The organism is Archangium violaceum Cb vi76 (assembly GCF_000733295.1).
Lineage (GTDB): Bacteria > Myxococcota > Myxococcia > Myxococcales > Myxococcaceae > Archangium > Archangium violaceum.
Map to the genome: position 1 here is coordinate 128,736 of NZ_JPMI01000423.1, position 24,503 is coordinate 153,238.

At 68.8% G+C, this 24,503-nt stretch carries 21 protein-coding genes and 1 riboswitch; of the genes, 14 read left to right on the top strand and 7 right to left on the bottom strand.

The window, feature by feature from the left end; translation table 11 throughout:
- Window position 1 precedes the first annotated feature (1 nt).
- From Q664_RS50320 to Q664_RS50350, 7 genes are read left to right on the top strand one after another with little or no spacing between them, the layout of a single operon-like run.
- Complete coding sequence (locus tag Q664_RS50320; protein WP_043414338.1) at window positions 2-982, top strand: ABC transporter permease; 981 nt, start codon at window positions 2-4, stop codon at window positions 980-982.
- Window positions 975-2,735, top strand: a complete 1,761-nt coding sequence (locus Q664_RS50325; protein ID WP_043414340.1) for a dipeptide/oligopeptide/nickel ABC transporter permease/ATP-binding protein — start codon at window positions 975-977, stop codon at window positions 2,733-2,735. Before Q664_RS50320 ends, Q664_RS50325 begins: the two co-directional genes overlap by 8 nt.
- Window positions 2,732-3,727, top strand: coding sequence for an ABC transporter ATP-binding protein (locus Q664_RS50330; RefSeq protein WP_043414343.1), 996 nt, complete (start codon window positions 2,732-2,734; stop codon window positions 3,725-3,727). Before Q664_RS50325 ends, Q664_RS50330 begins: the two co-directional genes overlap by 4 nt.
- The gene (locus Q664_RS50335; protein WP_043414345.1) at window positions 3,708-5,081 is read left to right on the top strand and encodes a GH1 family beta-glucosidase; all 1,374 of its coding nucleotides are present in this window, start codon (window positions 3,708-3,710) and stop codon (window positions 5,079-5,081) included. Before Q664_RS50330 ends, Q664_RS50335 begins: the two co-directional genes overlap by 20 nt.
- Window positions 5,078-8,302, top strand: coding sequence for a glycoside hydrolase family 2 TIM barrel-domain containing protein (locus tag Q664_RS50340; RefSeq protein WP_043414348.1), 3,225 nt, complete (start codon window positions 5,078-5,080; stop codon window positions 8,300-8,302). The genes Q664_RS50335 and Q664_RS50340 overlap by 4 nt, the downstream gene beginning before the upstream one ends.
- A gap of 10 nt (window positions 8,303-8,312) precedes the next feature.
- A complete protein-coding gene (locus tag Q664_RS50345; protein WP_200883892.1) occupies window positions 8,313-8,867 on the top strand; it encodes a hypothetical protein in 555 nt (184 codons plus the stop codon).
- Window positions 8,864-9,526, top strand: a complete 663-nt coding sequence (locus Q664_RS50350; protein ID WP_043414353.1) for a hypothetical protein — start codon at window positions 8,864-8,866, stop codon at window positions 9,524-9,526. Before Q664_RS50345 ends, Q664_RS50350 begins: the two co-directional genes overlap by 4 nt.
- A 21-nt stretch (window positions 9,527-9,547) precedes the next feature.
- Here the strand turns inward: Q664_RS50350 and Q664_RS50355 are convergent, their stop codons facing one another.
- On the bottom strand, window positions 9,548-10,792 hold the full coding sequence (locus Q664_RS50355; RefSeq protein WP_052519714.1) for a cytochrome P450: 1,245 nt from the start codon (window positions 10,790-10,792) through the stop codon (window positions 9,548-9,550).
- 129 nt (window positions 10,793-10,921) lie between these two features.
- Here Q664_RS50355 and Q664_RS50360 point away from each other — a divergent pair, with 129 nt between their 5' ends.
- Complete coding sequence (locus tag Q664_RS50360) at window positions 10,922-12,877, top strand: alkaline phosphatase PhoX (RefSeq protein WP_043414356.1); 1,956 nt, start codon at window positions 10,922-10,924, stop codon at window positions 12,875-12,877.
- Between the two features lie 238 nt (window positions 12,878-13,115).
- Window positions 13,116-14,735, top strand: a complete 1,620-nt coding sequence (locus tag Q664_RS50365) for a hypothetical protein (RefSeq protein WP_235217190.1) — start codon at window positions 13,116-13,118, stop codon at window positions 14,733-14,735.
- Between the two features lie 30 nt (window positions 14,736-14,765).
- Here Q664_RS50365 and Q664_RS50370 read toward each other — a convergent pair whose 3' ends face one another.
- From Q664_RS50370 to Q664_RS50395, 6 genes are all read right to left on the bottom strand, one after another.
- Window positions 14,766-15,458, bottom strand: a complete 693-nt coding sequence (locus Q664_RS50370; protein ID WP_152622834.1) for a hypothetical protein — start codon at window positions 15,456-15,458, stop codon at window positions 14,766-14,768.
- A 205-nt stretch (window positions 15,459-15,663) separates the two neighbouring features.
- The gene (locus Q664_RS57155) at window positions 15,664-16,815 is read right to left on the bottom strand and encodes a hypothetical protein (RefSeq protein WP_052519715.1); all 1,152 of its coding nucleotides are present in this window, start codon (window positions 16,813-16,815) and stop codon (window positions 15,664-15,666) included.
- A 2-nt stretch (window positions 16,816-16,817) separates the two neighbouring features.
- The gene (locus tag Q664_RS50380; protein WP_043414362.1) at window positions 16,818-17,735 is read right to left on the bottom strand and encodes a hypothetical protein; all 918 of its coding nucleotides are present in this window, start codon (window positions 17,733-17,735) and stop codon (window positions 16,818-16,820) included.
- Window positions 17,732-19,000 carry an AAA family ATPase gene (locus Q664_RS50385; protein WP_043414367.1) on the bottom strand — a complete coding sequence of 423 codons (1,269 nt, stop codon included), beginning with the start codon at window positions 18,998-19,000 and terminating at the stop codon, window positions 17,732-17,734. Before Q664_RS50385 ends, Q664_RS50380 begins: the two co-directional genes overlap by 4 nt.
- A gap of 138 nt (window positions 19,001-19,138) precedes the next feature.
- The gene (recA, locus tag Q664_RS50390; protein WP_043414369.1) at window positions 19,139-20,230 is read right to left on the bottom strand and encodes a recombinase RecA; all 1,092 of its coding nucleotides are present in this window, start codon (window positions 20,228-20,230) and stop codon (window positions 19,139-19,141) included.
- A gap of 109 nt (window positions 20,231-20,339) precedes the next feature.
- A complete protein-coding gene (locus Q664_RS50395) occupies window positions 20,340-21,092 on the bottom strand; it encodes a hypothetical protein (protein ID WP_043414371.1) in 753 nt (250 codons plus the stop codon).
- Between the two features lie 243 nt (window positions 21,093-21,335).
- Between Q664_RS50395 and Q664_RS50400 the strand changes: the two genes are divergently transcribed.
- Genes Q664_RS50400 through Q664_RS50420 form a run of 5 tightly spaced genes read left to right on the top strand, consistent with a single transcriptional unit; the run spans window position 21,336 to window position 24,169 of the window.
- Window positions 21,336-21,938, top strand: a complete 603-nt coding sequence (locus Q664_RS50400) for an RNA polymerase sigma factor (RefSeq protein ID WP_235217191.1) — start codon at window positions 21,336-21,338, stop codon at window positions 21,936-21,938.
- On the top strand, window positions 21,935-22,405 hold the full coding sequence (locus tag Q664_RS50405) for an anti-sigma factor family protein (protein WP_043414378.1): 471 nt from the start codon (window positions 21,935-21,937) through the stop codon (window positions 22,403-22,405). Before Q664_RS50400 ends, Q664_RS50405 begins: the two co-directional genes overlap by 4 nt.
- Complete coding sequence (locus tag Q664_RS50410) at window positions 22,405-22,929, top strand: DUF3106 domain-containing protein (RefSeq protein ID WP_043414382.1); 525 nt, start codon at window positions 22,405-22,407, stop codon at window positions 22,927-22,929. The genes Q664_RS50405 and Q664_RS50410 overlap by 1 nt, the downstream gene beginning before the upstream one ends.
- Window positions 22,926-23,183 carry a hypothetical protein gene (locus tag Q664_RS50415; protein WP_043414385.1) on the top strand — a complete coding sequence of 86 codons (258 nt, stop codon included), beginning with the start codon at window positions 22,926-22,928 and terminating at the stop codon, window positions 23,181-23,183. The genes Q664_RS50410 and Q664_RS50415 overlap by 4 nt, the downstream gene beginning before the upstream one ends.
- Window positions 23,184-23,203: 20 nt before the next feature.
- Window positions 23,204-24,169, top strand: a complete 966-nt coding sequence (locus tag Q664_RS50420) for a serine/threonine-protein kinase (protein ID WP_052519716.1) — start codon at window positions 23,204-23,206, stop codon at window positions 24,167-24,169.
- A gap of 83 nt (window positions 24,170-24,252) precedes the next feature.
- A riboswitch (cobalamin riboswitch) is annotated at window positions 24,253-24,458 on the top strand.
- The last annotated feature ends 45 nt before the right edge of the window (window positions 24,459-24,503 follow it).

Here is a 24,503-nt window from a genome sequence, read left to right on the forward strand (position 1 = left end):
GATGCACTACCTCCTCCGGCGGCTCGGCTTCTACCTCATCGCCGCGTGGGCCTCGCTCACGCTGAACTTCGTCATCCCCCGGCTGGCTCCGGGCGACCCCGCCTCCGCGATGTTCGCGCGCTTCGAGGGCCGGGTGCAGCCCGAGGCCATGGAGGCCCTGCGCGCCGCCTTCGGCTTCACGGATGCCCCGCTCCACCAGCAGTACTTCACCTACCTGAAGCACCTGCTCACCGGAGACCTCGGGCTGTCCTACGCCTACTACCCGTCCCGCGTGTCGGAGGTCATCGGCACGGGGCTGGTGTGGACGCTGGGGCTGGCCGGGTGCGCGGTCATCATCAGCTTCGCGGTGGGCTGCCTGCTCGGGGTGTTCGCCGCGTGGAACCGCGGCGGGTGGCTGGACTCGGTGGCCGCGCCCGCGTTCGCCTTCCTCGGGGCCTTCCCCTACTTCTGGCTGGCCATGCTGGCCCTGTACCTCTTCGGCTTCGGGCTCGGCTGGTTCCCCCTGCGCCACGCGTACTCGCATGACCTGGAGCCGGGGCTGTCCTTCACCTTCGCGGCGGACGTGGTCCGGCACGCGGTGCTCCCGGCCGCCTCCATCGTGGTGGCCACGCTCGGCGGGTGGATGCTGGGCATGCGCAACACCATGGTGGCCACGCTGGGCACGGACACCCTCCGGCTGGCCCACGCCAAGGGACTGCCTCCGCGCCAGGTGATGTTCCGCTACGCCGCGCGCAACGCGCTGCTGCCCAACGTCACCAGCTTCGGCATGGCCCTGGGCTTCGTGCTCAGCGGCTCGCTGCTGACGGAGATCGTCTTCTCGTACCCCGGCACCGGCTACCTGCTCATCCTCGCGGTGCGCAACCAGGACTACCCGCTCATGCAGGGGCTCTTCCTGGTCATCACCCTGGCGGTGCTCGCCGCCAACTTCGCCGTGGACATGCTCTGCCTCTGGCTGGACCCGAGGACCCGCGCCCATGCTTGATTCCATCCGACGCCTGCTCCGCCACCGGAAGGCCGCGGTGGGCGGGAGCATCCTGCTGTTCTTCCTCGTCCTGGCCCTGGTGGGGCCCTGGCTGGTGATGGACCCGAGCGACCTCGTGGGCCGCCCCCACCAGCCGCCCTCCAGCGCCCACCTCTTCGGAACCACGGGCCAGGGACAGGACGTGCTCGCGCAGACGGTGGTGGGCGCGCGCGAGACGCTCGCGGTGGGCTTCGCGGTGGGCCTGCTCGTCACCCTGGTGGGCGCGCTCATCGGCGTGACGGCCGGCTACCTGGGCCGCCGGGTGGATGACGCGCTGTCGCTCACCACCAACGTGTTCCTCGTCATCCCCGGCCTGCCGCTGGCCATCGTCCTGGGCGCGTACCTGCCGTCCGGGCCGCTGCGAATGGTGGCCGTGCTGACGGTGGCGGGTTGGGCGTGGAACGCCCGCGTCTTCCGCGCCGAGGCGCTGTCCCTGCGCAACCGCGACTTCGTGGCCGCCGCGCTGGTGACGGGCGAGAGCCGGGCCCGCATCATCGCCCGGGAGCTGCTGCCCAACATGGCGTCGCTGCTCGGCTCCTCGTTCATCGGCAACACGCTCTACGCGGTGGGCGCCCAGGTGGGCCTCGAGTTCCTCGGCCTGGGCGACGTGGGCTCGGTGACGTGGGGCACCAACCTCTACTGGGCCTCCAACGACGCGGCGCTGCTGACGCGCTCGTGGTGGATCTTCGTCCCCACCGGCGTGTGCATCGCGCTGGTCGGCTTCTCGCTGACGCTGCTCAGCTCCGCCATCGACGAGCTGACCAACCCGGCGCTCAAGGCCCCTCCGGCGGTGGCTCCCATCACCCCGGTGGTGACGGCCGCGCAGGCCGAGCCCCAGGCCCCCGGTGTCCTGTTGAGCGTGCGCGAGCTGTGCATCGACTACGCGACGGAGCGCGGCCCCTCCCGCGTGGTGGACAACGTGTCGTTCGACATCGCGCCCGGCGAGGTGTTCGGTCTGGCCGGCGAGTCCGGCAGCGGCAAGTCCACCATCGGCTTCGGGCTGCTGCGCCTGCTGCCTCCCGCCGCGCGCATCAGCCAGGGACGCATCCTGTTCAACGGCACGGACGTCACGGCCCTGGACGCCAACGCGCTGCGCGCCTTCCGCTGGTCCCAGGTGTCCATGGTGTTCCAGAGCGCCATGAGCGCGCTCAACCCCGTGCTCACCCTGGGCGAGCAGTTCCACGACACGCTGGCGGCGCACGGGCGTGCCTCGCGGACGGCCTCCTACGCGCGGGCCCGGGAGCTGCTGGCCATGGTGGGGCTGTCGCCGGAGCTGGTGAATGCCTGGCCGCACCAGCTCTCGGGCGGCATGCGCCAGCGGGTGGGCATCGCGCTCGCGCTCGCGCTGGAGCCCAAGCTGGTGGTGATGGACGAGCCCACCACCGCGCTGGACGTGGTGGTGCAGAAGGAGCTGCTCCAGCGCATGCTCGAGCTGAAGGAGCGGCTGGGCTTCGCGGTGCTCTTCATCACCCATGACCTGCCGTTGCTGCTGGCCATCTCCCACCGCGTGGGCGTCCTCCAGGGCGGCAAGCTGGTGGAGGTGGACACCTCGGAGCGCCTGCGCGCGGGGGCCCGTCACCCGTACACGCGCCTGCTGCTGTCGTCCTTCCCCCATCTCAGCGCCGACGACGCGGCCGAGCCGCCGCCGGAGCTCGCGCTCGCGGCCAACGCGCCGGCCCCCGTGCGGACCGCGCTCCGTGGAGGTCACCAATGAGCCCTCCCCTGCTGGAGGTCACCGGGCTGTCGCGCAGCGTCCAGGTGGGAGGCTTCCTGTCCCGCTCCCGGCGCACGCTGCTCAACGGCGTGTCATTCACCCTGGAGCGCGGGGAGATCCTCGCGCTCGTGGGCGAGTCCGGAAGCGGCAAGAGCACGCTGGCCCGGGTGCTCGCGCGGCTGGACGCGCCGGACGGTGGGAGTCTGCGGCTGGGCGGCGAGGACATGCTCGCGGCGGAGAAGCAGGGCGCCTCGCTCGGCTACCGCGGCCGCGTGCAGATGGTGTTCCAGGATCCGTTCGCCTCGCTCAACCCCGTGCACACCGTGGGCTACCACCTGGAGCGGCCCCTGCTGCGCCACGGGCGGGCCACGCGGGCGGATCTCCAGGCGCGCGTCCACGCGCTGCTCGAGTCGGTGGGGCTGACGCCGGCGGAGTCCTTCGCCCGGCGCTTCCCGCATGAGCTGTCCGGTGGCCAGCGCCAGCGCGTGGCCGTGGCGCGGGCCCTCGCGGTGGAGCCGGACGTCATCATCGCGGACGAGCCCACCTCCATGTTGGACGTGTCCACCCGCCGCGAGGTGCTCCAGTTGCTGCGCGGCCTGACGAAGGCGCGCGGCATCGGCATCCTCTTCATCACCCATGACCTGGCGAGCGCCCGGCACCTCGCGGACCGCGTCATGGTGCTGTACGCGGGCAGCGTCGTCGAGTCGGGGCGGACCGCGGAGGTCCTCTCCGCGCCCCGGCATCCGTACACGCGGCTGCTGCGCTCGGCCGTGCCGGAGGGCGCGGACTTCCTGCGAGCCCCGCTGCCCGTGAAGGCCTCGACGGGGCCCGTGCCCCCGAATGGCTGTGCCTTCGCTCCCCGGTGCCCCCACGCGGATGCGCGTTGCCACGCCACCCGCCCTCCCGAACACGTTTCCGCCGCGGACCACCTCGTCCGCTGCCACCTCGAAGCTTCGAAAGGAGTCGTTGACGATGCGGCAGTTTCCTCCTGATTTCCTCTGGGGTGTGGCCACCTCCTCCTTCCAGATCGAAGGCGCCACCACCACCGACGGGCGCGGCGAGTCCATCTGGGACCGATTCTGCGCCACGCCGGGAAAGATCGCCGATGGCACGGACGGCAAGGTCGCGTGCGACCACTACAACCGCTGGCCGGATGACGTGGAGCTGATGCGCTGGCTGGGCGTCAAGTCCTACCGCTTCTCCATCGCGTGGCCGCGCATCCTCCCCTCGGGCCACGGCAAGGTGAACCAGGCGGGTCTGGACTTCTACTCGCGCCTGGTGGACGGCCTGCTGAAGGCGGGCATCGAGCCCTTCGTCACGCTCTACCACTGGGACCTGCCGCAGGCCCTGCAGGACAAGGGCGGCTGGCCCGCGCGTGACACGGTGAGCGCCTTCGTCGAGTACGCGGACAAGGTGAGCCAGGTGCTCGGCGACCGCGTGAATCGGTGGATCACCCACAACGAGCCCTGGTGCATCAGCTTCCTGGGCCACGCCAACGGCGAGCACGCGCCCGGGCACAAGAACCAGTGGGGCGAGATGCTCGCCACGGCGCACCACCTGCTGGTGTCGCACGGGCAGGCGGTGTCCGTCATCCGCTCCAACGTGAAGAACGCGGAGGTGGGCATCACCCTCAACCTGGTGCCCTCGCAGCCCGCCTCGCCCAGCCCCGAGGACCTCGACGCGACGCGCGCCTTCGACGGCAGCTTCAACCGCTGGTTCCTCGACCCGCTCTACGGCCGTGGCTACCCGAAGGACGTCATCGCCGACCACCTGGCCGCCGGCCGCATCTCCTCGGACACCCTGGACTTCGTCAAGGACGGGGACATGGAGGCCATCGCCACGCCCACCGACTTCCTGGGCGTCAACTACTACAACCGCGGCATCATCCGCAGCGACCGCATCCCCGAGGAGAAGAACGCCCCTCGCACCGTCCACGCGGAGCCGGAGCACACGGACATGGGCTGGGAGGTGTACGCGACCGGCCTCACCCACCTGATGACGCGGCTGCACAAGGACTACCACCCGCCGCGCATCTACATCACCGAGAACGGTTGCGCCTACGCCACCGGTCCGGACGCGGACGGGCGCGTGCGTGACACCAAGCGCGCCCACTACCTGAGCACGCACCTGGGAGCGTGCCTGGACTCCATCCGGCAGGGTGTGCCGCTCGCGGGCTACTTCGCCTGGTCCCTGCTCGACAACTTCGAGTGGGCCTTCGGCTACCAGAAGCGCTTCGGGCTCATCTTCGTGGACTACGCCACCCAGAAGCGGATTCCCAAGGACAGCGCCCACCTCTACCGCGCCGTCATCACCCAGAACAACCTGGACGTGGAGAAAGCGGCATGAGTTCCCTCACCCTTGTCACGTGTCTGGCGGTGACGCTGTCGCAGGCGCCCGCCACCGCCGAGCCGGCGGCCGACGCGCCGGTGGCATCGCCCGCCCCGTCCCTCCAGCCCACGGTGGCGCCGGCTCCCGTCTCCGCCGCTCCCTCCGCGGCCGTGCAGAACGTGCGCGTCTACCACGATGAGCGCGGCTTCAAGATCCAGGTGGACGGGCGGGACTTCCCCATCCGCGGCATGAACTGGGGCTACACGCCCATTGGCGAGAACTACCGCTACTCGCTGTGGAACCAGACGGACACCTTCATCCAGGCCGTGCTCAAGCGGGAGATGACGCTGCTGCGCGACATGGGCGTCAACGCCATCCGCCAGTTCGACGACATCCCCCCGCGCTGGGTGGAGTACATCTACGAGAACTACGGCATCTTCACCGTGGTGAACCCGCTCATGGGGCGCTACGGCACCTTCGTGGGCGGTGTCTCGGCGCCGAACACGGACTACTCCAACCCGACCCACCGCAAGGCGCTGCTCACGGACCTGGCGGAGCGGGTGGAGCGCTACCACGGCACTCCCGGCGTGCTCATGTGGATGCTGGGCAACGAGAACAACTACGGCCTGCACTGGACGGGGTATGAGATTCAGGCGCTCCCCGGCCAGGAAGACGCCGCCCGCGCCGAGCACCTCTACTCGCTCATGGGCGAGGCGGTGCGCGTCATCAAGGCCCGCGACACCCACCACCCGGTCTCCATCGCCAACGGCGACGCGCAGTACGTGGACCTCATCGCTCGCCTCGCCCCCGAGCTGGACGTCTTCGGCGCCAACGTCTACCGCGGTGCCTCCGCCCGCGACTTGTTCGACGTGGTGCTCCAGAAGCTGAACAAGCCGGTGATGTTCACCGAGTTCGGCGCGGACGCCTATGACGCGAAGGCCGGCCGCGAGGACCACCTGGCCCAGGCGGACTACCTGCGCAAGCAGTGGGAGGAGATCTACTCGCAGAGCTACGGGCACGGCCGCGCGCAGAACGCGCTCGGTGGCTTCGTGTTCCAGTGGGTGGATGGCTGGTGGAAGATGGGGCAGGAAGCCAACCTCTCCGTCCACGACACCACCGCCTCCTGGCCCAACGCTGGCTACCCGAGCGACTTCGTCGAGGGCCAGAACAACATGAACGAGGAGTGGTTCGGCATCAGCGCGCTGGGCCCCGAGGACGACGCGGGCATCGCCCGGGTGCAGCCTCGTACGGCCTACTACGTGCTGCAGGCGGCCTTCCGCCTGGATCCGTACGCCGCCACCACCACGCAAGACACCATCCGCCAGCACTTCGAGGCCATCCGCCCCACGGAGCTGTCCCGCGGCTACGAGTCCTCCGTGGCGCTGGCACGCACGGAGGAGCTGGCCGCGGTGCGCGTCGCCAACCTCCGGCTGGTGATGGACAGCTCCATGTCGCGCGGGAGCATCGCCACCACGCGGCCCAACCTGGACACGGTGGACCACACCGAGTCCATCTTCTTCGATCTGGCGATGCAGCCCACCTCCGGCGTGTACGGGCGCGCGTCGTTCAACATCGTGGGCAACGTGGCGCAGAACCGGCTCTACAACCTCTTCTACGAGAACCGGGGCACGCAGGCCACGCCGACGACGGTGAACGGCACCCCGGCCCCGGGCACGCCGCCCACCGGCGCCTCGGGTCAGCCGCTCGGACTGGAGCGCTTCGCGCTGTACCAGGCGGAGTTCAAGCTGGACCGGGAGGACTTCAACCTCGAGGGCTTCTACCGCGTGGGCCACACGCACTGGGGTGAGGAAGGCGACTTCTTCAACCTGTACCGCGAGGCGCACTACGGGCCGAACATCGACATCTACCACGGCAACGCGCCCTTCGGCGTCGTGTTCAGCGGCAAGAAGGCGCTGGACGGCTTCAAGGTGGCGGTGGGCCCGGAGCTCTTCTGGGGCGCCAACCCCTCCATTGTCGCGAAGTACCGCAAGGGCGTGGGCCCGGTGACGCTGACGCTGGTGCACCAGGAGGACCTGACCCGCGGCTCCACGCAGCAGACGGCCTCCGTCATCCGCGAGCGCGTGGCGCGCAGGACGGCGCTGGGCCTCGAGTGGCAGCGCGGCCCCATGGGCCTGGAGGTGGGTGGCATCTTCGCGGCGCCGCAGCGCATCGGCGAGGAGTTCATCTGGACGCGGCCCACGAGCGGCGCCAGCTACCTGAACAGCGGCTACGAGGTGCTCCAGGACAAGGTGCAGTTCCTGGACACGCTCGGCGCCAAGGCGCGGCTCACCTATGACCTGGGCTCGGTGCGCATGTTCGCCCAGGCCTCGTTCCGCGGACTGGTGGCGGACGGTGGCCCCGAGCAGCGCACGGTGCTGACGGGCTGGAGCCTGCGCGAGAGCGGCCGCGGCAACCACTACGGCGCCCAGGCGGGCATGACCTTCCAGATGGGGACCTTCCAGGTGGCGCCCAACGTGCTCTACCAGAAGCCCCTCATCGGGCCCAACCCCACCATCAACGACGCCTACGAGGCGGAGACGGGGCGGTACTTCCCGGGCGTCAAGCCGCGCAGCGTGCTGTCGGACACCTTCAGCGTGCTGGACAACCGCGAGATGCTCGCCGCCGAGCTGCTGTTCACCTTCGACCCGACGCCCGGCACGTGGTTCTGGTCCTGGGACCGGGACATGCGCGAGGACGCGCCCTTCGCCGCGGGCCTGGACCTGGTCTACCGGCACCAGCCCACGTCGCGTGACGCCGGCATCGCCATCCTCGCCAGCGGCGCCACCATCGCCTTCGGCAAGGCGCCCCCCGCGGCGGACGAGTGGGAGGCCACGCTGCGCATGGTGGGCAACCCCACCAAGCGCCTGAAGCTGTATGGCACCGCCATGGTGGGCAGCCTCCAGTCCCCGGGCGAGGACGCACGGCAGATCTTCCGCTACGGCGTGGACGGCACCGTGCTGCTGGACACGCTGGCGCTCTCGGCGCAGCTGCGCCTGAACGACTGGGGTCCGTATGACTACCACCGCGTGTTCAACCTCACCTACCCGCTCCAGGCCACGGGAGACCTGTCGTATGGCCTCAAGCGGCCCGTGCTCGGCGCGGTGACCACCCGCTTCGGTGTTCGCGGAATCGTCCGCATGCTGGACCAGTACTCGGAGGGCATGAGCGCGGCGGCCCTCGCCGAGGGGTTGATGGGCCGTGAATACGAGGTGGGCGCGTATGCAATCCTTTCGCTCTGAGGGAGGCCGTATGAAGACCTGGCTTGTGCTGGCCGCGGCCGTGGGCATCTCCGGATGCTACGAGCCCGCCAACTTCGTGTATGGCGAGTCGCTGGAGGATCTCACGCTCCAGCTCCACAGCCCCAACGTGGGCATCTACCCGGACAACTCCGTCCTGGAGGATCCGAACAACCCCTTCCGGCACGCCACGCCGGGCGTGGAGACGAAGTGGGACATCCAGGCCAGCGGCGCGCACGTGGCCGCGTTCTACTCGTGGGCCACGCTGCTCGCGCGGGAGCCGGGAGGCGAGGCGCAGTTCTACGTGGGCACCACCCTGCTGGCCATCTACCAGAACGGCGAGGCGAGCCAGGAGGAGCTGCCCCTGGTGAAGGCCCAGGCCATCCGCGCCTACCAGTCCGTGCTCGACAACTTCCCCGACGCCGTCACCTACGACGCCACGGGAACGTATGCCTATGACCTGGTGACGCCCGCGTACAAGGGCATCACCGAGATGGGCGGCACGGTGCAGGGCGGCTGGACGCTGGTGAAGCTGACGAACGGTCAGGACAGGGCGGTGAAGCCATGAAGAAGCTCGCTGGATACGCGGTGCTGGCCCTGCTGGCCGCGTGCAGGCCAGACCCGGGGCTGTCGGACTACGAGAACCAGGGGCCGTCCAACCCCGGCACCGGAGACCCGGACACGGACCCGGACGTGCTCCCGGGCCCGTTCCCCTACCAGACGGGGCAGCGCCGCCTGGGCGTGGGCTTCTACGAGGGGGGCCGCTCCGACGACATCGCCGTGGACAACACCACCACGCACGTCTACCTCTACGACGGCACCGTCACCCTGGAGCCCTCGAACACCCGCGTGGAGGGCAAGGCGGCGGACCTCGTCGTCCACGCGGGCAAGGCGTGGCTGGGGCTCGGTGTGCACTGGAACTCGACGCGCAACCTGAGCACCTGGAAGACGCTCCACGTGAGCCTGCGCTCGTCCGACCCCGGCTTCGCCTCGGTGAAGGTGGGGATGAACTACCTCGACGGCACCGACAAGAGCGTGCAGCTCGACGTGGAGAAGTACGGCTACAGGAATGACGGCGAGTGGCACCACCTGGCCATCCCGCTGGCGGACTTCACGGCGGGCGGCCTGAAGCTGAACGTCGTCAGCTCTCCGTTCGTGCTCATCGCCGGCGGGGGCGCGCCGGCGGACAAGCTGCTGCTCGACAACCTGTACTTCACGGCCGAGTAGCGCCGGGCTGGGGGCGGAGTCCTACCGGGCCTCCGCTCCCAGGACCACCGGCAGCGCCAGGAGCCCACGGAAGCCCGCGTTGTCCATCCAGTCCACTGTGGCCCCGGGCTCCAGCTTCAGGTGCGGGAAGCGGCGCAGCAGCGCGGCGAAGGTCTCCTGCGCCTCCATCCGCCCCAGCGCCGCGCCCAGGCAGTAGTGCGGGCCCAGGCCCAGCGTCATGTGGCGCAGCTCCTCGCGCCGCACGTCCAGCTTCTCCGGGTCCTTGAACTGCGCGGGATCCCGGTTCGCCGCCGCCATCATCAACATCACCCGATCCCCCTTCCGGATGGCCTGGCCGCCAATCTCCATGTCCACCTTGGCCTCCCGGTTCGTGAATTGCACCGGCGGGTCGTAGCGGAGGAACTCCTCCACCGCGTTGGGCAGCAGCTCCGGCGAGGTGCGCAACAGCTCCCACTGCTCCGGGTGGCGCAGCAACGCCAGCAGCCCGTTGCCAATCAGGTTGGTGGTCGTCTCATGGCCGCCGAAGAGCAGCATGGTGCAGGTGGACAGCAGTTCCTGCTCGCTCAGCAGGTTGCCCTGCTCCTCCGCGTGCACGAGCCCGCTCAGCAGATCAGTCCCCGGCTGGGTGCGCCGCTGGGCGATGAGCATCCGGAAGTAGGCCTCGAACTCGAGGATGGCGTTCAGCCCCTCCTTCACCTGCTCCGGCGTGGGACGGCCCGTGCCGATGAGGCCCGCCAGTTGATCCGACCACCGCTTGAGCCGGTGCCGATCCTCCCGGGGCAGCCCCAACATCTCGCCAATGACGATGACGGGCAGCGGGTTGGCCAGCTCGCTGATGACCTCCATCCGCTCCTTGCCCCGCGCCGCGTCCAGCAGCTCCTCCACGAGCGCCCGGATGCGCGGCCGCAACGCCTCGATCATGCGCGGCGTGAAGGCCTTGTTGATGAGCCCGCGCAGGCGCGTGTGGCTGGGCGCATCGAGGAAGAGCGCCCAGGAGGACAGGTTGCGGGCCAGCGGCTCCATCATCTTGCGGACTTCCTCGGACATGCCCGCGGAAAACTGGCCCGTCCGAGCCGACAACAGGCGCGTGTCGCGGAAACCCGCGGTCACGTCCGCGTAGCGCGCCACCAACCAGGCGCCCCACGGCTCGAAGAAATGGACGGGTGCCTCCCGGAGCATCCGCGCGTAGCCGGAATAGGGATCCTTCCGCCGCTCGGGATGCACCAGCTCAAAGGGATCGGCAACTTCCATCGGAATGGCCGTCATGTACAGCTCCTCGTGTAAGTGTTCGCCACGACCTCGGGCGGAAACGATGGACCCGGGTGGGCTGGCCCGAGCGTACGACCGACGGGGTACGATTGGATAGACTGGGGCGGACTCACACACGAGGACACAATGAGATTCAATTATTCGAGCAGGCGGCACCGGACGTGCCGCCTGCTGTGGGCGGCATTGTCCGCGCTCGCTCTCTCGGCATGCACGGGAGAGAGCGGGCCCAAGGGCGACACTGGCACCCCAGGCACGGAGGGTCCACAAGGCCCGCGGGGTCCGGCCGGCACGGGCAAGTCGCTCAGCTTCACGCCGGTCAACGCCGCACGCACCGACGCGGAGAAACGCGCCGTCTACGCCAGCCCCAAGGCGCGCGTGAACGGGCAGGAGTTCTCCATCCAGTACGAGACCGTGCTGCGCTCCGGCCAGCCCGTGGGCGAGCACATCTTCGGGCGCATGACCCAGAAGAACGGCAGCCCGGTGAAGAACACGGACGGCTCGGACTTCATCTCGCCCACCAACGACTTCTCGGCGCTCATCAAGGCGGGCAACAGGCTCTTCGAGCTCACCCAGTTCGAGATCAGCCCCGCGGCGATGTACCTCACCGAGCTGAGGCAGTCGCCCGATGGCAAGCTCACGGCCCTCAGCACCCGGCCCATCGACTTCTCGGGCGTGGAGGGCTACTGGGTCCCCTGCGCGGGCAGCGTGTCCCCCTGGAACACGAACCTGAGCAGCGAGGAGTACCCGGAGGATGCCCGCGTCTATGAGGGCGTGAGCTCGGTGGGCGCGCTCACCCAGAAGGAGCGCTCGATGCTCCGCTACTGGGGGCTGGATCCGGCCACCGCCACCCTCGAGCAGGCCAAGGCCGTCTACTCCCCGTACCGCTATGGCTACGTGGTCGAGGTCGCGGTGGACGGCTCGGGCGCCACCACCGTCACCAAGCACTACGCGGCGGGCCGGCGCGCGCTCGAGCTCGCCTATGTGATGCCGGACAAGAAGACCGTCTACCTGAGTGACGATGGCAGCAACGACGGCTTCTACATGTTCGTGGCGACGCGGCCGGGAGACCTGTCCGAGGGCCAGCTCTACGCGGCGCGCTGGTTCCAGACCACGCCGTCGGGCGCTCCCTCGGGCCGGGCGGACATGTACTGGCTGCCCCTGGGCCCGAGCGCGACGAACGCGCAGGTGAAGGCGCTGATCGACGGCGGCATCCAGTTCTCGCACATCTTCGAGACCGAGCCCCAGAACAGCGATGGCACCTGCCCGAGCGCGGCCGAGGGGTTCCGCGCCATCAACACGGAGACGGGCCGCGAGTGCCTGCGGCTCAAGCCCGGGCAGGAGCTGGCGGCCTCGCGCCTGGAGAGCCGCCGGTACGCGGCCTACGTCGGAGGCACCACCGAGTTCCGCAAGACCGAGGGCATCACGTACAACGTCGCCGCCCACCGGCTCTACGTGGCCTTCAGCGAGCTGAACCACGGCATGGTCGACGATCCGGCGGGCAAGGATCTGGGCGGGGGCAATCACGTCCAGGTCGCGCGCAACGACTGTGGCGCGGTCTACGAGATGGTCGTCTCGCCCAACGCGACGATTGGCAGTGAGTATGTCGTCGAGTCCGCCGCGCCGCTGGTCGAGGGCGTGTGGCTGAAGGCGCCCGGCGCCAGCCTCTACCCGAGCAACAGCCCCTTCTACGATCCCACCTTCACGGTCGTGGACAGCGCTGGAGTCTCCAAGCCGGCGGTCGCGAACGTCTGCGGCGTGAATGGCATCGCCAATCCCGACAACCTGTCCTTCATCAACGGGTACGACACGCTGCTCATCGGCGAGGACACCGTGGACGGCCACCAGAACGACATGGTGTGGGCCTACAACGTCGTCACGCGCGAGCTGACCCGCATCTTCTCCGCGCCCTACGGCTCGGAGACGACGGGCATCTACTTCTTCCCGGACATCAACGGCTACGCGTACATCAAGGCCCAGGTGCAACACCCCTACGGTGAGTCCGACATCGAGAAGCTGGAGGGCGATGTGAGCCAGGCGCAGTCGTACACCGGTTACATCGGCCCGTTCCCGGCGATGAACTGAGCACCGCCGTCCATCATGCAGACAGCCGTGGGGCCTTCCCGGGAGGAGACTCCCGAGAGGCTCCACGGCGTTCCTCGAGAGAGCAGAAGAAGACATGGACCGCCGGAAGGTGACAGGGATTGTCGGGACAATCGGCTTGCTGATGGCCGGAGCGGCCCTCGTGTGGCGTTCGGGAGATTCGCGGCCCCTGCCTCCGCCAACGCCCACCGTGCAGCTGCGGGAGGCCCTCACGGCCGCCATGCCGGCGACTTCGCGGGAAGCGCCCCCGCTCTCGAATCCGGCGGCCTACCTGCCCGCGCAGTGCTACGCGGTCACCCAGGAAACGCCCGGGGGCCGCACCCGCAACGGCTGTTTCGCGTGCCACCAGGCGCCTCGAGCACCCAACTACGTCGAGGACGCCGAGGTCCAGACGGTCCTCACGGTAGCGCGCTCCGCCGAGGAGAACCGCTGGACGAACCTCGTGCGGCCCCCGCCCCCTGTCGACATCTCGGACGCCGAGCTGCTGGCCTGGGTGCGCACGAGCAACTACGTGGATGAGCGCGGCGGGCTCCGGCTGGCCGCGACGCTGGTGCATCCACCCGCAGCCTGGGATGGGAACGGCAACGGCCAGTGGGAGGGTTACACCCCGGACTGCTGGTTCCAGCCGGACTCCGAGGGTTTCGATCGTTCTCCGGACGGGGCCATGACGGGCTGGAGGGCGTTCGCCTATGCGCCCTTCCCCGGCATGTTCTGGCCGACCAACGGGAGCGCGGGGGACGTGTTCATCCGCCTTCCCGCGGCGTTCCGGCGCGACCGTGATGGGCGCGAGAGCACGGCCGTGTACCGCCTCAACCTCGCCATCCTGGAGGCGTACATCCGCCGGGTGGATGTGCCACTGCCGCCCACGGACGAGCGCGAGCTCGGCTCGGATCTCGACGGGGATGGAGTGCTCGGCACGGCGAGGCGCGTGGCCTTCGTATGGCCACCGAAGGCCGGACGTCCCTTCGGCTACGTAGGGGAGGCGGCCGTGCTGGACCGGGCGAAGGACGGCTGGCCAGCCGCCGGGCTCTACCCACGAGGCACCGAGTTCCTCCACAGCCTGCGCTATCTCGACGTGGAGGGAGGGCAGGTCCGCATGGCCGCGCGGATGAAGGAACTGCGCTACATGAGGAAGACCCGCTGGCTGACGTATAGCGACCTCCAGCTGGCGGCCGAGGCGGAAGCCCGGGAGAAGGAGAAGCAACCCGACAAGCTGAAGCGCGTGCTCGCGGATGTGGAGCGCGGGGTGGGCACGGGCACCGGGTGGCTGATGCAGGGCTTCATCGAGGACGCGGGCGGCGAGTTGCGGCCGCAGAACGTCGAGGAGACCACGGCCTGCATCGGGTGCCATGGCGGCGTGGGAGCGACCACGGACAGCACCTTCAGCTTCGCGCGCAAGTTCGACGCGAGCTCGGCCTGGCAGGGAGGCTGGTACCACTGGGGCCAGCGAGGGCTGAAGGGGATTCCCGAGCCCCGGCGCGCCGATGGACAGGGTGAGTACGCCCACTGGCTCGCGCAGGTGGGGGCGGGAGACGACTACGGGAGCAACGACGAGGTGCAAGAGCGCTTCTTCCGGAAGGACGGGACACTGCGGCCCGACGCGGTGAAGGCGCTGACGAAGGACATCTCGGTGCTGCTCGTCCCGTCACCGCGCCGGGCACTGCTATTGGACCGGGCCACGCTGGCACTGGTGAAGGCCCAACGCTTCGAGCAAGGAAGAGACGTGACGGTCGGCGCGCCTCCGAAGGTGAGGGCCCGGCTGGAGCAGGACGGAGCGACAGGTATCACCGAAGCCGTGCTCCCCGGTTGGATGGGCCCGGCGAAGACCGCTTCGCGCTGACATACGAAGTGGCCGGGTCCTCGCGGGGTGTCACGGATTGCCCGTGGCGTAGGCGAACAGCTCGATGGGGGTGGCGTAGTAGATCCACCCGAAGAAGCCGCCTACGGCCGAGTGGGAGGGCGGCTCGAAGTACGCCTTGTTCCGCACGCCGAGCAGCGCCAGGAGCCCACCGAGGGTGAGGGTCCACACCACCTGGAGGGTGAAGGTAACGGCGTAGGAGGCAATCACCAGGGGGATGTAGCCGGGACCAAGCACCCGGGCCTGCAACAGGTGCATCCGCTCGTGCTGACCCGCGCCCCCCAGATTCACCGTCCCGATGGTCTGCAGGACACTGTGCCCGAAGCCACCCGAGCCTCGCGGCTGGAAGCTGATCCACGCCTGCCCCTCGGAGTCCGTGCGCGAGGGCGAGCCGAAGAAGATGTAGATGATGTTGCCGAGCACGAACCCGGCCATCGTGTTCGGCAGGCTCCACGTCAGGTCGATGAACAACTCAATCCACCCGGCGGCGGTCTCCAGGTCATAGATGCATAGGATGCCCGCCTCCAGCCCATAGAGCAGGCCAAAGCTGCCTCCGACGATGAGCGCGACCTTGGGAAGTGCCGCCACGGTCTGCGGTGAAAAGACGCCCTGCCACACCGGCAGCACACTGATGATCAGCAGTACCACGGTGGGCACGACGAGCGAGACGAGGAACGTGAGCAGGCCCTGCACGGTCTTGGACATGAAGCCCTCCTGTGGCTCCGTGGGAAGTTCCAGCGGGCGGAGGGTGACGAAGAACGGTTGTGACGGGCCGCGGGGGTACCAGAAAAGCAAGGGGCCGCCTCCCCTCTCGGGAAGACGGCCCCTGGGTACTTCAAGCTGCTGAGAAGGCCCGGACTACTTCGCGGCCTTCGCGCGCTGACGATTCTCGGTATGGGGGCCGCACGACTCAGGGCTTACGGTCCTCATCGTCCGCCCAGTCGAGCACCCGGGCGATGTCCCCTTGTGAGTAGAAGCCTGGGGCCATGTTGGGCTCGATAATGCCTTCGGCGGCGGCGGCCTGCACATGGAAGCGCGCTCGCTCGTAGCCCGGAGTGTGCAGGCGCTTGATCATCTCGACGACATGCTCCTGCGGAAGCTCTCCTCGAGAGAGGACTTCGAGGAGGTAGGTGAGCCCGTCGTGTCCCAGAAAATCATCGAGCGCCACATCGCAAACAATCGACCGATCGCGCCGATACTCCTGGTCCCCATCGTACTGGCAGCCCTGGGGTCGTGGACTGGCTGGCTGGTGATGGACGAGCCGAAACCCGCGGCCAAGACGACTGGACCCCTCTGTCCGGATGAGCCACTCCACCCAACCATCCCGGGAATGGCGGATGGACTGACCGCACGTATCGCAATACCAGCGCAGGGTGGCCGGTCCCCTTTCGAGGAGTTGAAGCGGAAGTGCCGTACCTCTGAGGGCCAGGAGCGCCTGGAGGTCCTTCGTATCATCCGCGACGACCAGGATGACGGTGACCAGGGCCTCGTAGAAGGTATCCACCAGCCGGGAAAACCGGCTTTGGAGTTGCTGCCCCATCGGGAGTGAGCGCAACGTGTCGGAGAACGCGTGCTGCCACGTGGCGTCCAGCAGCCGGGACATCTGACATTCGGCTGGCTGAAGCACATCACCCGGCCGGCTCAACCGGAAGGTCTGTGTATTCAAATCAAAGGTAACGAACGCAGTGGGGCCCTCGGAGCCAACAACCTGACGCCGGGCAGACTCCTCCTCGTTCCAGAAAACCTGTCCCAGTTCCTGGAAGAGGGCCTCCACGAGCCCGATGCCATCCATCAGATACTCACGAATCCGTGTCTCCGCGGGTTCTCGCAGGGTCACGGGCCCAATGGAGCCACGGCACTCCAGATACTGGGAGGTGCGCCACACGACGATGCTGCCGGCGGGAAGCCTGCGGTAGATGCTCTCGAAGAGCTTCAACCGCCGCTCGTCACCCCAGGGCTCGTGTGGTACCGCAGGCAGTCGCAGCTTGCCCTCGTAGACGTCGCGCAGGAGTGACGGCAGTTGCACGCTCGCGACAAGAGTTTGGACGTCATCCTCCGCCATGCTCACATCCGTTCGAAGATGCCCTGCGCGATGGTATCCAGTTCGGGGCCCTGGCCATCATTCCGCAGCCAGACCTGCTCGATGTTGAACCGCTCCTCCCGGAACAACTCGGCGATATGGTCGTTCTCGAATCTCTCCTTCATATCGACGAGATGCCTCTCGGTTGCTGGCTCCAAGGCCTCGAACGCCTGGACCATCCGGAGGAACCGGGTACCTGGTACGCCACGACGCTGGCCCGCCCAGCGGTACAGCGCCTGGGGTGGCAGGTAGTTCTCGATGCTCCGGCGCTGGAGTTGATGGTGGGGCAGCGCCGCGCTGGCACAGGTCGTCTTGAGGTCTTGTGAATCCCTGGAAGGCTGGGCGGGCTGCCGGGCGTCGCTGTCGAAGAGGACCCACACCCGCATCCGCTCGGAGGGCTCGTCCCGCAGACCCTCGACGTACTTCTTCATGTTTCCCAGTCCCCCTCCATGCTCGGCACGAATCCATCCCCGCTCGAGAGCAGTTCGCAACTCGTCACGCCGCGGCTCGGGAAGGACACACCGCAGGAAATGCTTGTCGGCCTGCCGGTCCTCGAGCACCAGCAACAGCGGAAGCGCGAGCACGCGTGCCGCATCTTCGGGAGTCAACTCGGGCGGCGTGCCTGCCCAATGAGACTCTTTCCGATCCGCCACACGGAACTGCGCCAGGGTGGTCGTGCTGTTGTAGGCGTTCAGGCTGCGGTCGAGGGCCTCCTCGGCGGCATCGCGGACGAGCGGGTCCCTCGCCGCAAGCCACTGGTTGACCACGCCCGTGCCGTTCCGCTGAAAGGAGGGGTCGGTCAGAATGATGTGCTGGCCTTCCTGGCCGTGGCGGAGGATGGACAGCAGCAGCAACGGATCCACCGGAGCCGCGAAGAGAGCCTCCTCCAGGGTGGCTATCATTTCCGCTGGCGCTCCTGCCGGGCGCGGATCAATTCACCGGCCATGTCGTTGATCTCCGTGTAGACGGTCGAGGGCCAGTTCCCCTGGAGACGGCCCTCCTCGCTCAACCGGATGGGCTCGGCCCTGCTCCGGCCGCGCTCGTCCTGGTGCACCCAATAGACCTGAACCTGGTCTGGCCGCAGCAGCCCCCTGGCCACCTGGATCTGCACGCCGAGCAGGATGTGTTGGGAGTGCGTCTCCAGGAGAACGCTCGGCGGATCCTCGCTCCCGCTCAAGGCCGAGGCGATGTGCTCGGCCAGGGCGCGCTGCAACCTCGGGTGCAGGTGGGACTCGGGCTCCTCGATGGCCAGGATGTGAGGCGCCGTGGGTGCGGGGCGTCGGCTCAGGGCAAGCGCCGCCAGCACGGGCATGACCTTCACCACGCCTTCTCCCGCGTCGAGCAGATCCACATCGAGCGTGGCCTTGGCGGTATGCCGCAAGGTCACCCGGAAGTGGCCCAGCTCTGGCACGTCACTGATCTCCACGGCGCGCTGCAGGTGCGCCTCGCACCAGGCGGACACTTCCTTGAGCACTTCCGGATGGGAAGCCAGGAGAGCCCCCAGGTCACTGCCATCCGGCCGCATCGACCAGGCGGGAGCGGTGGGCCGGGGAAAGCTCCGGGCTGACAACTGGCGCGACCCGAGCCACAGCACCGCTCGCCGCAAGCCGAGCAGCCTCTCACGCAGCAGGAGCAACAGCGACGCCGGGATGCCCTCTGATTCCGGAACGAGCCCACGGAAGAGAACAGGCTTCTCGGAGAGCACCCCCGCTGTGTTGATGGCATAGGTGAGCGCCACCGCACCCTGCTCCTCGGCACGGAAACGCCACTCCGCGGACAGCAGGGGCTGACCTCCTTGCAAGAGGCTGAAGCGTTTGACGATGAGCCGCTTCCAGGAACGCTCCCAGTCGAGAGCCATTTCGATGCGGGTGTCCCCGGCGCTGCCCTTCCAATCGAAGGTGAAGACCATCTCGGGGGGCGCGTCGTCGGCGGTGCCCCCCTTCCAGCGCAGGCCTTCGTAGGTGCTGCCACGAGCGGCGGCGCTGGCCAGATTGAGTGGCCCTCCATCATCCGTGCTCACCGAATCCGCCAGCAGTGGCAGAAGCCGTACGAGTGCGCTCTTCCCCGCGCTGTTACCACCATAGAGCAGCGTGAGCGGACGCAGTTCCAGGGACTGGAGTTCCGCGAAGGAGCGGTAATTGCGCACGTGGATGGCGCTGGGCGTCATGGCGCTCTCCCTAACACGGTGAACGACCACCGTGGCTCAACTTCCACCAGCAAGCCAGTGCCAACGAGCCAAATACAAGGGGCCGCCTCCCCTCTCGGGAAGACGGCCCCTGGGTACTTCAGGCCGAGAAGGCCCGGACTACTTCGCGGCCTTCGCGCGCTGGCGCTTCTCGGTGTGGCCCTCGGCGGGAGCCTCCTCGGTAGGAGCCGGGACGGCGGCCAGGGCCGGCTTGCCGATGCCGTACTTCTCCATCACCTGCCGCTCCACCTCCACGCGCACCTCCGGGTGGTCGCGCAGGTAGTCCTTCGCGTTCTCACGGCCCTGGCCGATCCGCTCGCCCTTGAAGGAGAACCAGCTGCCGCTCTTCTCGATGATGCCGTCGTTGGACGCCAGATCGATGAGGTCTCCCTCCTTCGAGATACCCGAGCCGTACATGATGTCGAACTCGACCTCCTTGAACGGAGGCGCCACCTTGTTCTTCACCACCTTCACGCGGGTGCGGCTGCCCACCACGTTCTCGCCATTCTTGATGGCGCCCACGCGGCGGATGTCCAGGCGCTGCGACGCGTAGAACTTCAGCGCGTTACCGCCCGTCGTCGTCTCGGGGTTGCCGAACATCACGCCAATCTTCATGCGGATCTGGTTGATGAAGATGACGCACGTCTGGCTCTTGCTGATGGTACCCGTCAGCTTGCGCAGCGCCTGGCTCATCAGACGGGCCTGCACACCCATGTGCGCATCGCCCATCTCGCCCTCGAGCTCGGCCTTGGGAACCAGCGCCGCCACCGAGTCCACCACCAGCACGTCGATGGCGCCCGAGCGCACCAACATCTCGGCGATTTCCAGCGCCTGCTCACCGGTGTCCGGCTGGCTCAGCAGCAGGTCATCGGTGCGCACGCCCAGCTTGCGCGCGTAGCCGATGTCCAGCGCGTGCTCGGCGTCGATGTAGCCGGCCACGCCGCCGCGCTTCTGCGCCTCGGCCACGATGTGAAGGCAGAGGGTCGTCTTACCGGAAGACTCCGGCCCGTAGATCTCGACGATGCGGCCCTTCGGCACGCCGCCGACGCCCAGTGCGATGTCGAGCGAGACGCTTCCCGTCGAAATGGCCTGAACATCCCGGACCAGCGGCTCCTCGTTGCCGAGCCGCATGATCGACCCCTTACCGAACTGGCGCTCCACAGCGGACATCGCCAGTTCGATCGCCTTCTCCTTCTCTGGATTCACGGCCATTTCGTCTTGCTCCTTGCGTATGCGGCGAGCCACCCCGGCCCACCTGAACTCGCGTTTAGTATCGCGTAGGGATAACCCTAGTCCATCCCTCTGACATGACCCACGGCGTTCACCGCCGAGGCAGCATGAGGAGCAACCAGGCCAACAGTCCAGCTCCCCCGCTGAGGGCCCCGTAGTAACCCCCGAAGACGCCCAGGTATAGCTGAAGGAGTGACAGGACGAGCAGGCCCAGCAGGCCCGCCCGCTGTGACGCCGAGCGTTCAGGGCCCAACAGCGCCGGGACCAGGGACAGCAGCGACAGTCCCATGAGCAGGACGAGGGGCGGCCCCGGGCCGTCCACCTCCTCTATATGGAGACCCCACTGGGCGGCGATACCCGCCACCAGGAGGGCCCCGGCCGCCGTGGGCCTCCAGGGGAAGTCCTTCGAGGCCCCCTCCTGGCCGCGCAGGAAGGCCAGGTCCTCCGGGCGGACCTCCAGCGCGTAGGGGAAGCCGAGCCGCGTCAGCGCCTCGGTGGCCGCCGCCCGGCACGCACGGCCCCCCGTGTCCTCCAGTCCCGCGAGCTGGCCGCTCTCCAGGAGCTGCTCGAGCAGGTCCGCCACCTCCCGCGAGCCTCCTCCGGCCGCCAGCGCGTCCAGTTGCTGGTTCAGCACCCCGGCCACCTGGATGCGAGCCGCATCGCTGGCCGCCATCCGCGCATCCTGGACGAGGGCGAGCACCCGCTCCGGGTCCGCCTCGAGCCCGGCGGGGCTGGCCGGCGCCTCCCAGGGGGCCAGGGAGGGCAGCTCCGCGCTCCCCTCCTCCCCGGATTCGCCTGGGCGGGAACCGGAGCCGGGCGGGCGTGTGTGGGTGGTGTCGGTCACGGCCAGGACTGTAACGACCGGGTCCCACTACCTCCAAAGCATCCCGCCCCTCCCCTACCCCGGAGCTTCCGCCACCCGACGCCAGGGCCTCCGGACGCCTCCCGGATGACAGCGCCCCACCCTCCGGGGAGACATGTGGGCATTCCGCCCACCTCCAACTCCGAGACGTCCGCGGGGGCTCCGGTAGGCTCGGGCGGAAAATCACCCCGCAACAAATGATGGGGTCCCGGGTTGGACGGAAGCGTGGAAGCGGAATCGGACTCGGACGCACAGATGATGCTGAAGGTGGCGGCGGGCGACCGGCGGGCGTTCGCGCTGCTGTTCGACCGGTACCACGTGAGCGTGGCGCGCTTCGCCCTGCGCTTCGTGGGGGACCGGGAGCGGGCCGAGGAGCTGACGCAGGACATCTTCGTGAAGCTGTACCGCAACGCGAAGAGCTACAAGCCGACGGCGAAGTTCAAGACGTTCCTCTTCCGGGTGGCCACCAACCACTGCCTCAACGAGGTGCGGCGCGGAGAGTACCGGGTGGAGCACACCTCGACGGAAGCACAGGAGGACGAGGGCGGGCTGGAGGTGGCGGGAGGGGAAGGAGACAGACCGGACCAGGCGTTGGCGGGGCGGGAGCTGGAGCGGGCGGTGGGCGAGGCGCTGAAGGCGATGAGCGAGCGGGAGCGGGCGGCCTTCACCATGTGCCGCTTCGAGGGGATGGCGTACCGGGACATCGCGGAGGCGCTGGAGGCGAGCGAGGCGGCGGTGAAGAGCCTCATCCACCGGGCGACGCTGGCGGTGGCGCGCAAGGTGGAGGAACTGCAGACGGGCTCCGTGCCCGCGAGGAGCAGGGCATGAGTTGTCCATACGAGGAAGACCTGACGGCGTACGTGGACGGGGAGCTGGCGCCCGCGCGGCGCGCCGAGGTGGAGACGCACCTGGGAGGCTGCGCGGGCTGCCAGGGGACGGAGGCGCTGCTGCGGCGCACGGTGGCGAGCATGGCCGGGCTGCCCGAGTACACGCCCTCGCCGGCCATGCGGCGCGAGGTGCTGGCGAAGCTGGACGCGCTGCCGCCGACGCTGGGCGAGCGGCTGCGGGCGCTGCTGAGGCCCTCGGTGCTGGTGCCGGCGGCGGGGCTGGCGGCGATGGCGGGGCTGGCGCTCTACACGGCCGCTCCGAGCGAGCCCGTGCTGGAGGTGGCGGACGCGGGCACGCTGGAGCTGGCGATGAACCTGGAAGTGGTCGAGGACTACGACGTCGTCGGCCTGGAGAATGGCGAAGACCTGGAGGTGATCGCGAGCCTCCATGAGTTGGAGGTGCGGTGATGATGGGCCGGAGCAACCTGGCACGAGCGGGGCTGATGATGGCGCTGCTGCTGGGCGGAGCGGGCCGTGCGGAGGAGCCCCAGCCGCCGAAGCAGGAGCGGGCGCAGCGGCCCCAGACGGCGGCCGAGCGTTTCCAGCAGCTGTCCCCCGAGCAGAAGGAGGCGATGCGGGCGAAGCTGCGCGAGCTCAAGGCGATGCCGCCGGAGGAGCGCGAGCGCATCAAGGGCAACCTGGAGCGCTGGAAGCAGATGCCGGAGGAGGAGCGGGAGCGCGTGCGGGCCAACCTGCGCGAGTTCCAGCGGCTGACGCCCGAGGAGCGCAACCAGTTGCGCGAGCGCTTCCGCGAGTTCCGCGGGATGAGCCCCGAGCGCAAGGCGGAGGTGCGCCAGCGGATGAGGACGTACCTGCGCGCGCACCCGGAGCGGCGCGAGCAGATGATGGAGAACATGCGGCGCTGGCGGCAGATGACGCCCGAGCAGCGCGAGCAGATGCGCGAGCGGATGCGTGAGAGGCGGCGGCAATGAGCTGGCGCCACGCGGTGATGCTGGCCGCCGTGCTGCTCTCGGGGACGGCCGCGGCCGCCGAGCCCCCTCCTCCCACCCGGCAGCCCCCGCCCCAGCAGCGCGCCCCGGCGCCCCGGGACACGGCGCCGGAGCTGTCCGCGGAGGACAAGGAGGTGGTGGAGAACCTCGAGCTGCTGGAGAGCCTGGACACGGTGGAGGACCTGGACCTGCTGCTGGAGCTGGCCAGGGAAGAGGAAGGCGCGAACGAGCGGTGACGAGGTAGACTGGTGGCACCGTGCAGCCCCCCGGACAGCCCAAGACCGTGGAAATCCCCTCGCGCCGCTTCGGGCGCTATGTGCTCCGCTCGCGCCTGGGCTCGGGGGGAATGGCGGAGGTCTTCCTCGCGGAGGCGAAGGACGAGAAGGGGGCACCCTTCAAGGTGGCGCTGAAGCTGATGCGCAAGGACGTCACCGCCGAGTCCTTCGCCGACGAGGCGGACCTGATGGGCCTGCTGGAGCACCCCAACCTGGTGCGCCGGCTGGAGATTGGAGAGGCCTTCGGGCGCTACTTCATCGCCATGGAGTTCCTGGTGGGTGGAGACCTGGACGGGATGCTCCGGGCGCACGAGCGGCAGGGGCAGCGCATCCCGTTGGCCGCGGGCGTCCACGTGTGCATCGAGGTGCTGCGGGCACTGGCCTACTTCCACCAGGCGCGCACGCGCACCGGCCGGCCGCTGGAGCTGGTCCACGGGGACGTGAATCCCGCCAACATCTTCTTCTCCGGGCAGTGCGAGGTGAAGCTCGGCGACTTCGGCGTGGCCAAGGCGCGCGGGTTGGACCTGGGCCCGGAGGAAGGCGTGACGGCGGGCAAGCTGCACTACCTGTCGCCGGAGCAGACGCGCGGGGACTCGGTGACGCTGGCCTCGGATCTCTTCTCCATGGGCATCGTCCTGCACGAGCTGGTGCTGGGCTTCCACCCCTTCGAGCGCGGCAGTGACGACCCCGACGTGGTGATGGCGGCCATCCGGTCGGCGAAGCTGATCCTGCCGGACACGCTGGACAAGCGGCTGGCGGCGGTGATGCGCAAGGCGCTGGCGCCGGACGTGAACCAGCGCTACCGCACGGCGGGCGAGTTCGCGGGAGCGCTCCTGACGTGGGCCCTGGACACGGGCCAGCCCTTCAGCCCGCGCGAGGTCCAGGCCGGGCTGCAACAGGCGCTCTCTCTTGCCCTCTGGGAGCGCGAGAAGGGCCACCCAAGGTAGCCCAGAAGTACGATCGCTCGAAGCAGGACACAAGGCCCGGAACGTCGGCCACTGATCCTTTGACAGCCTGGGGCACCCCCCTTACGTTGACGCGCGTCGCTGGTGCCCGGGTCTCGGCCCGGGCTTGAAAGGGAATCCGGTGTGAATCCGGAGCTGCCCCGCAGCGGTCAGCGAGAACGAACCCGTCCACACACACTGGCCGAGAGGCTGGGAAGGGGACGGTTGTAGGCGCCCGGCGATGAGCCGGATGCTCGCGAGCCCGAAGACCTGCCAGCCACCTGCCCCTGGGGAGAAATCCGGGGGTGGATCGACCTGGACGCCTCGTGGGGAGGTG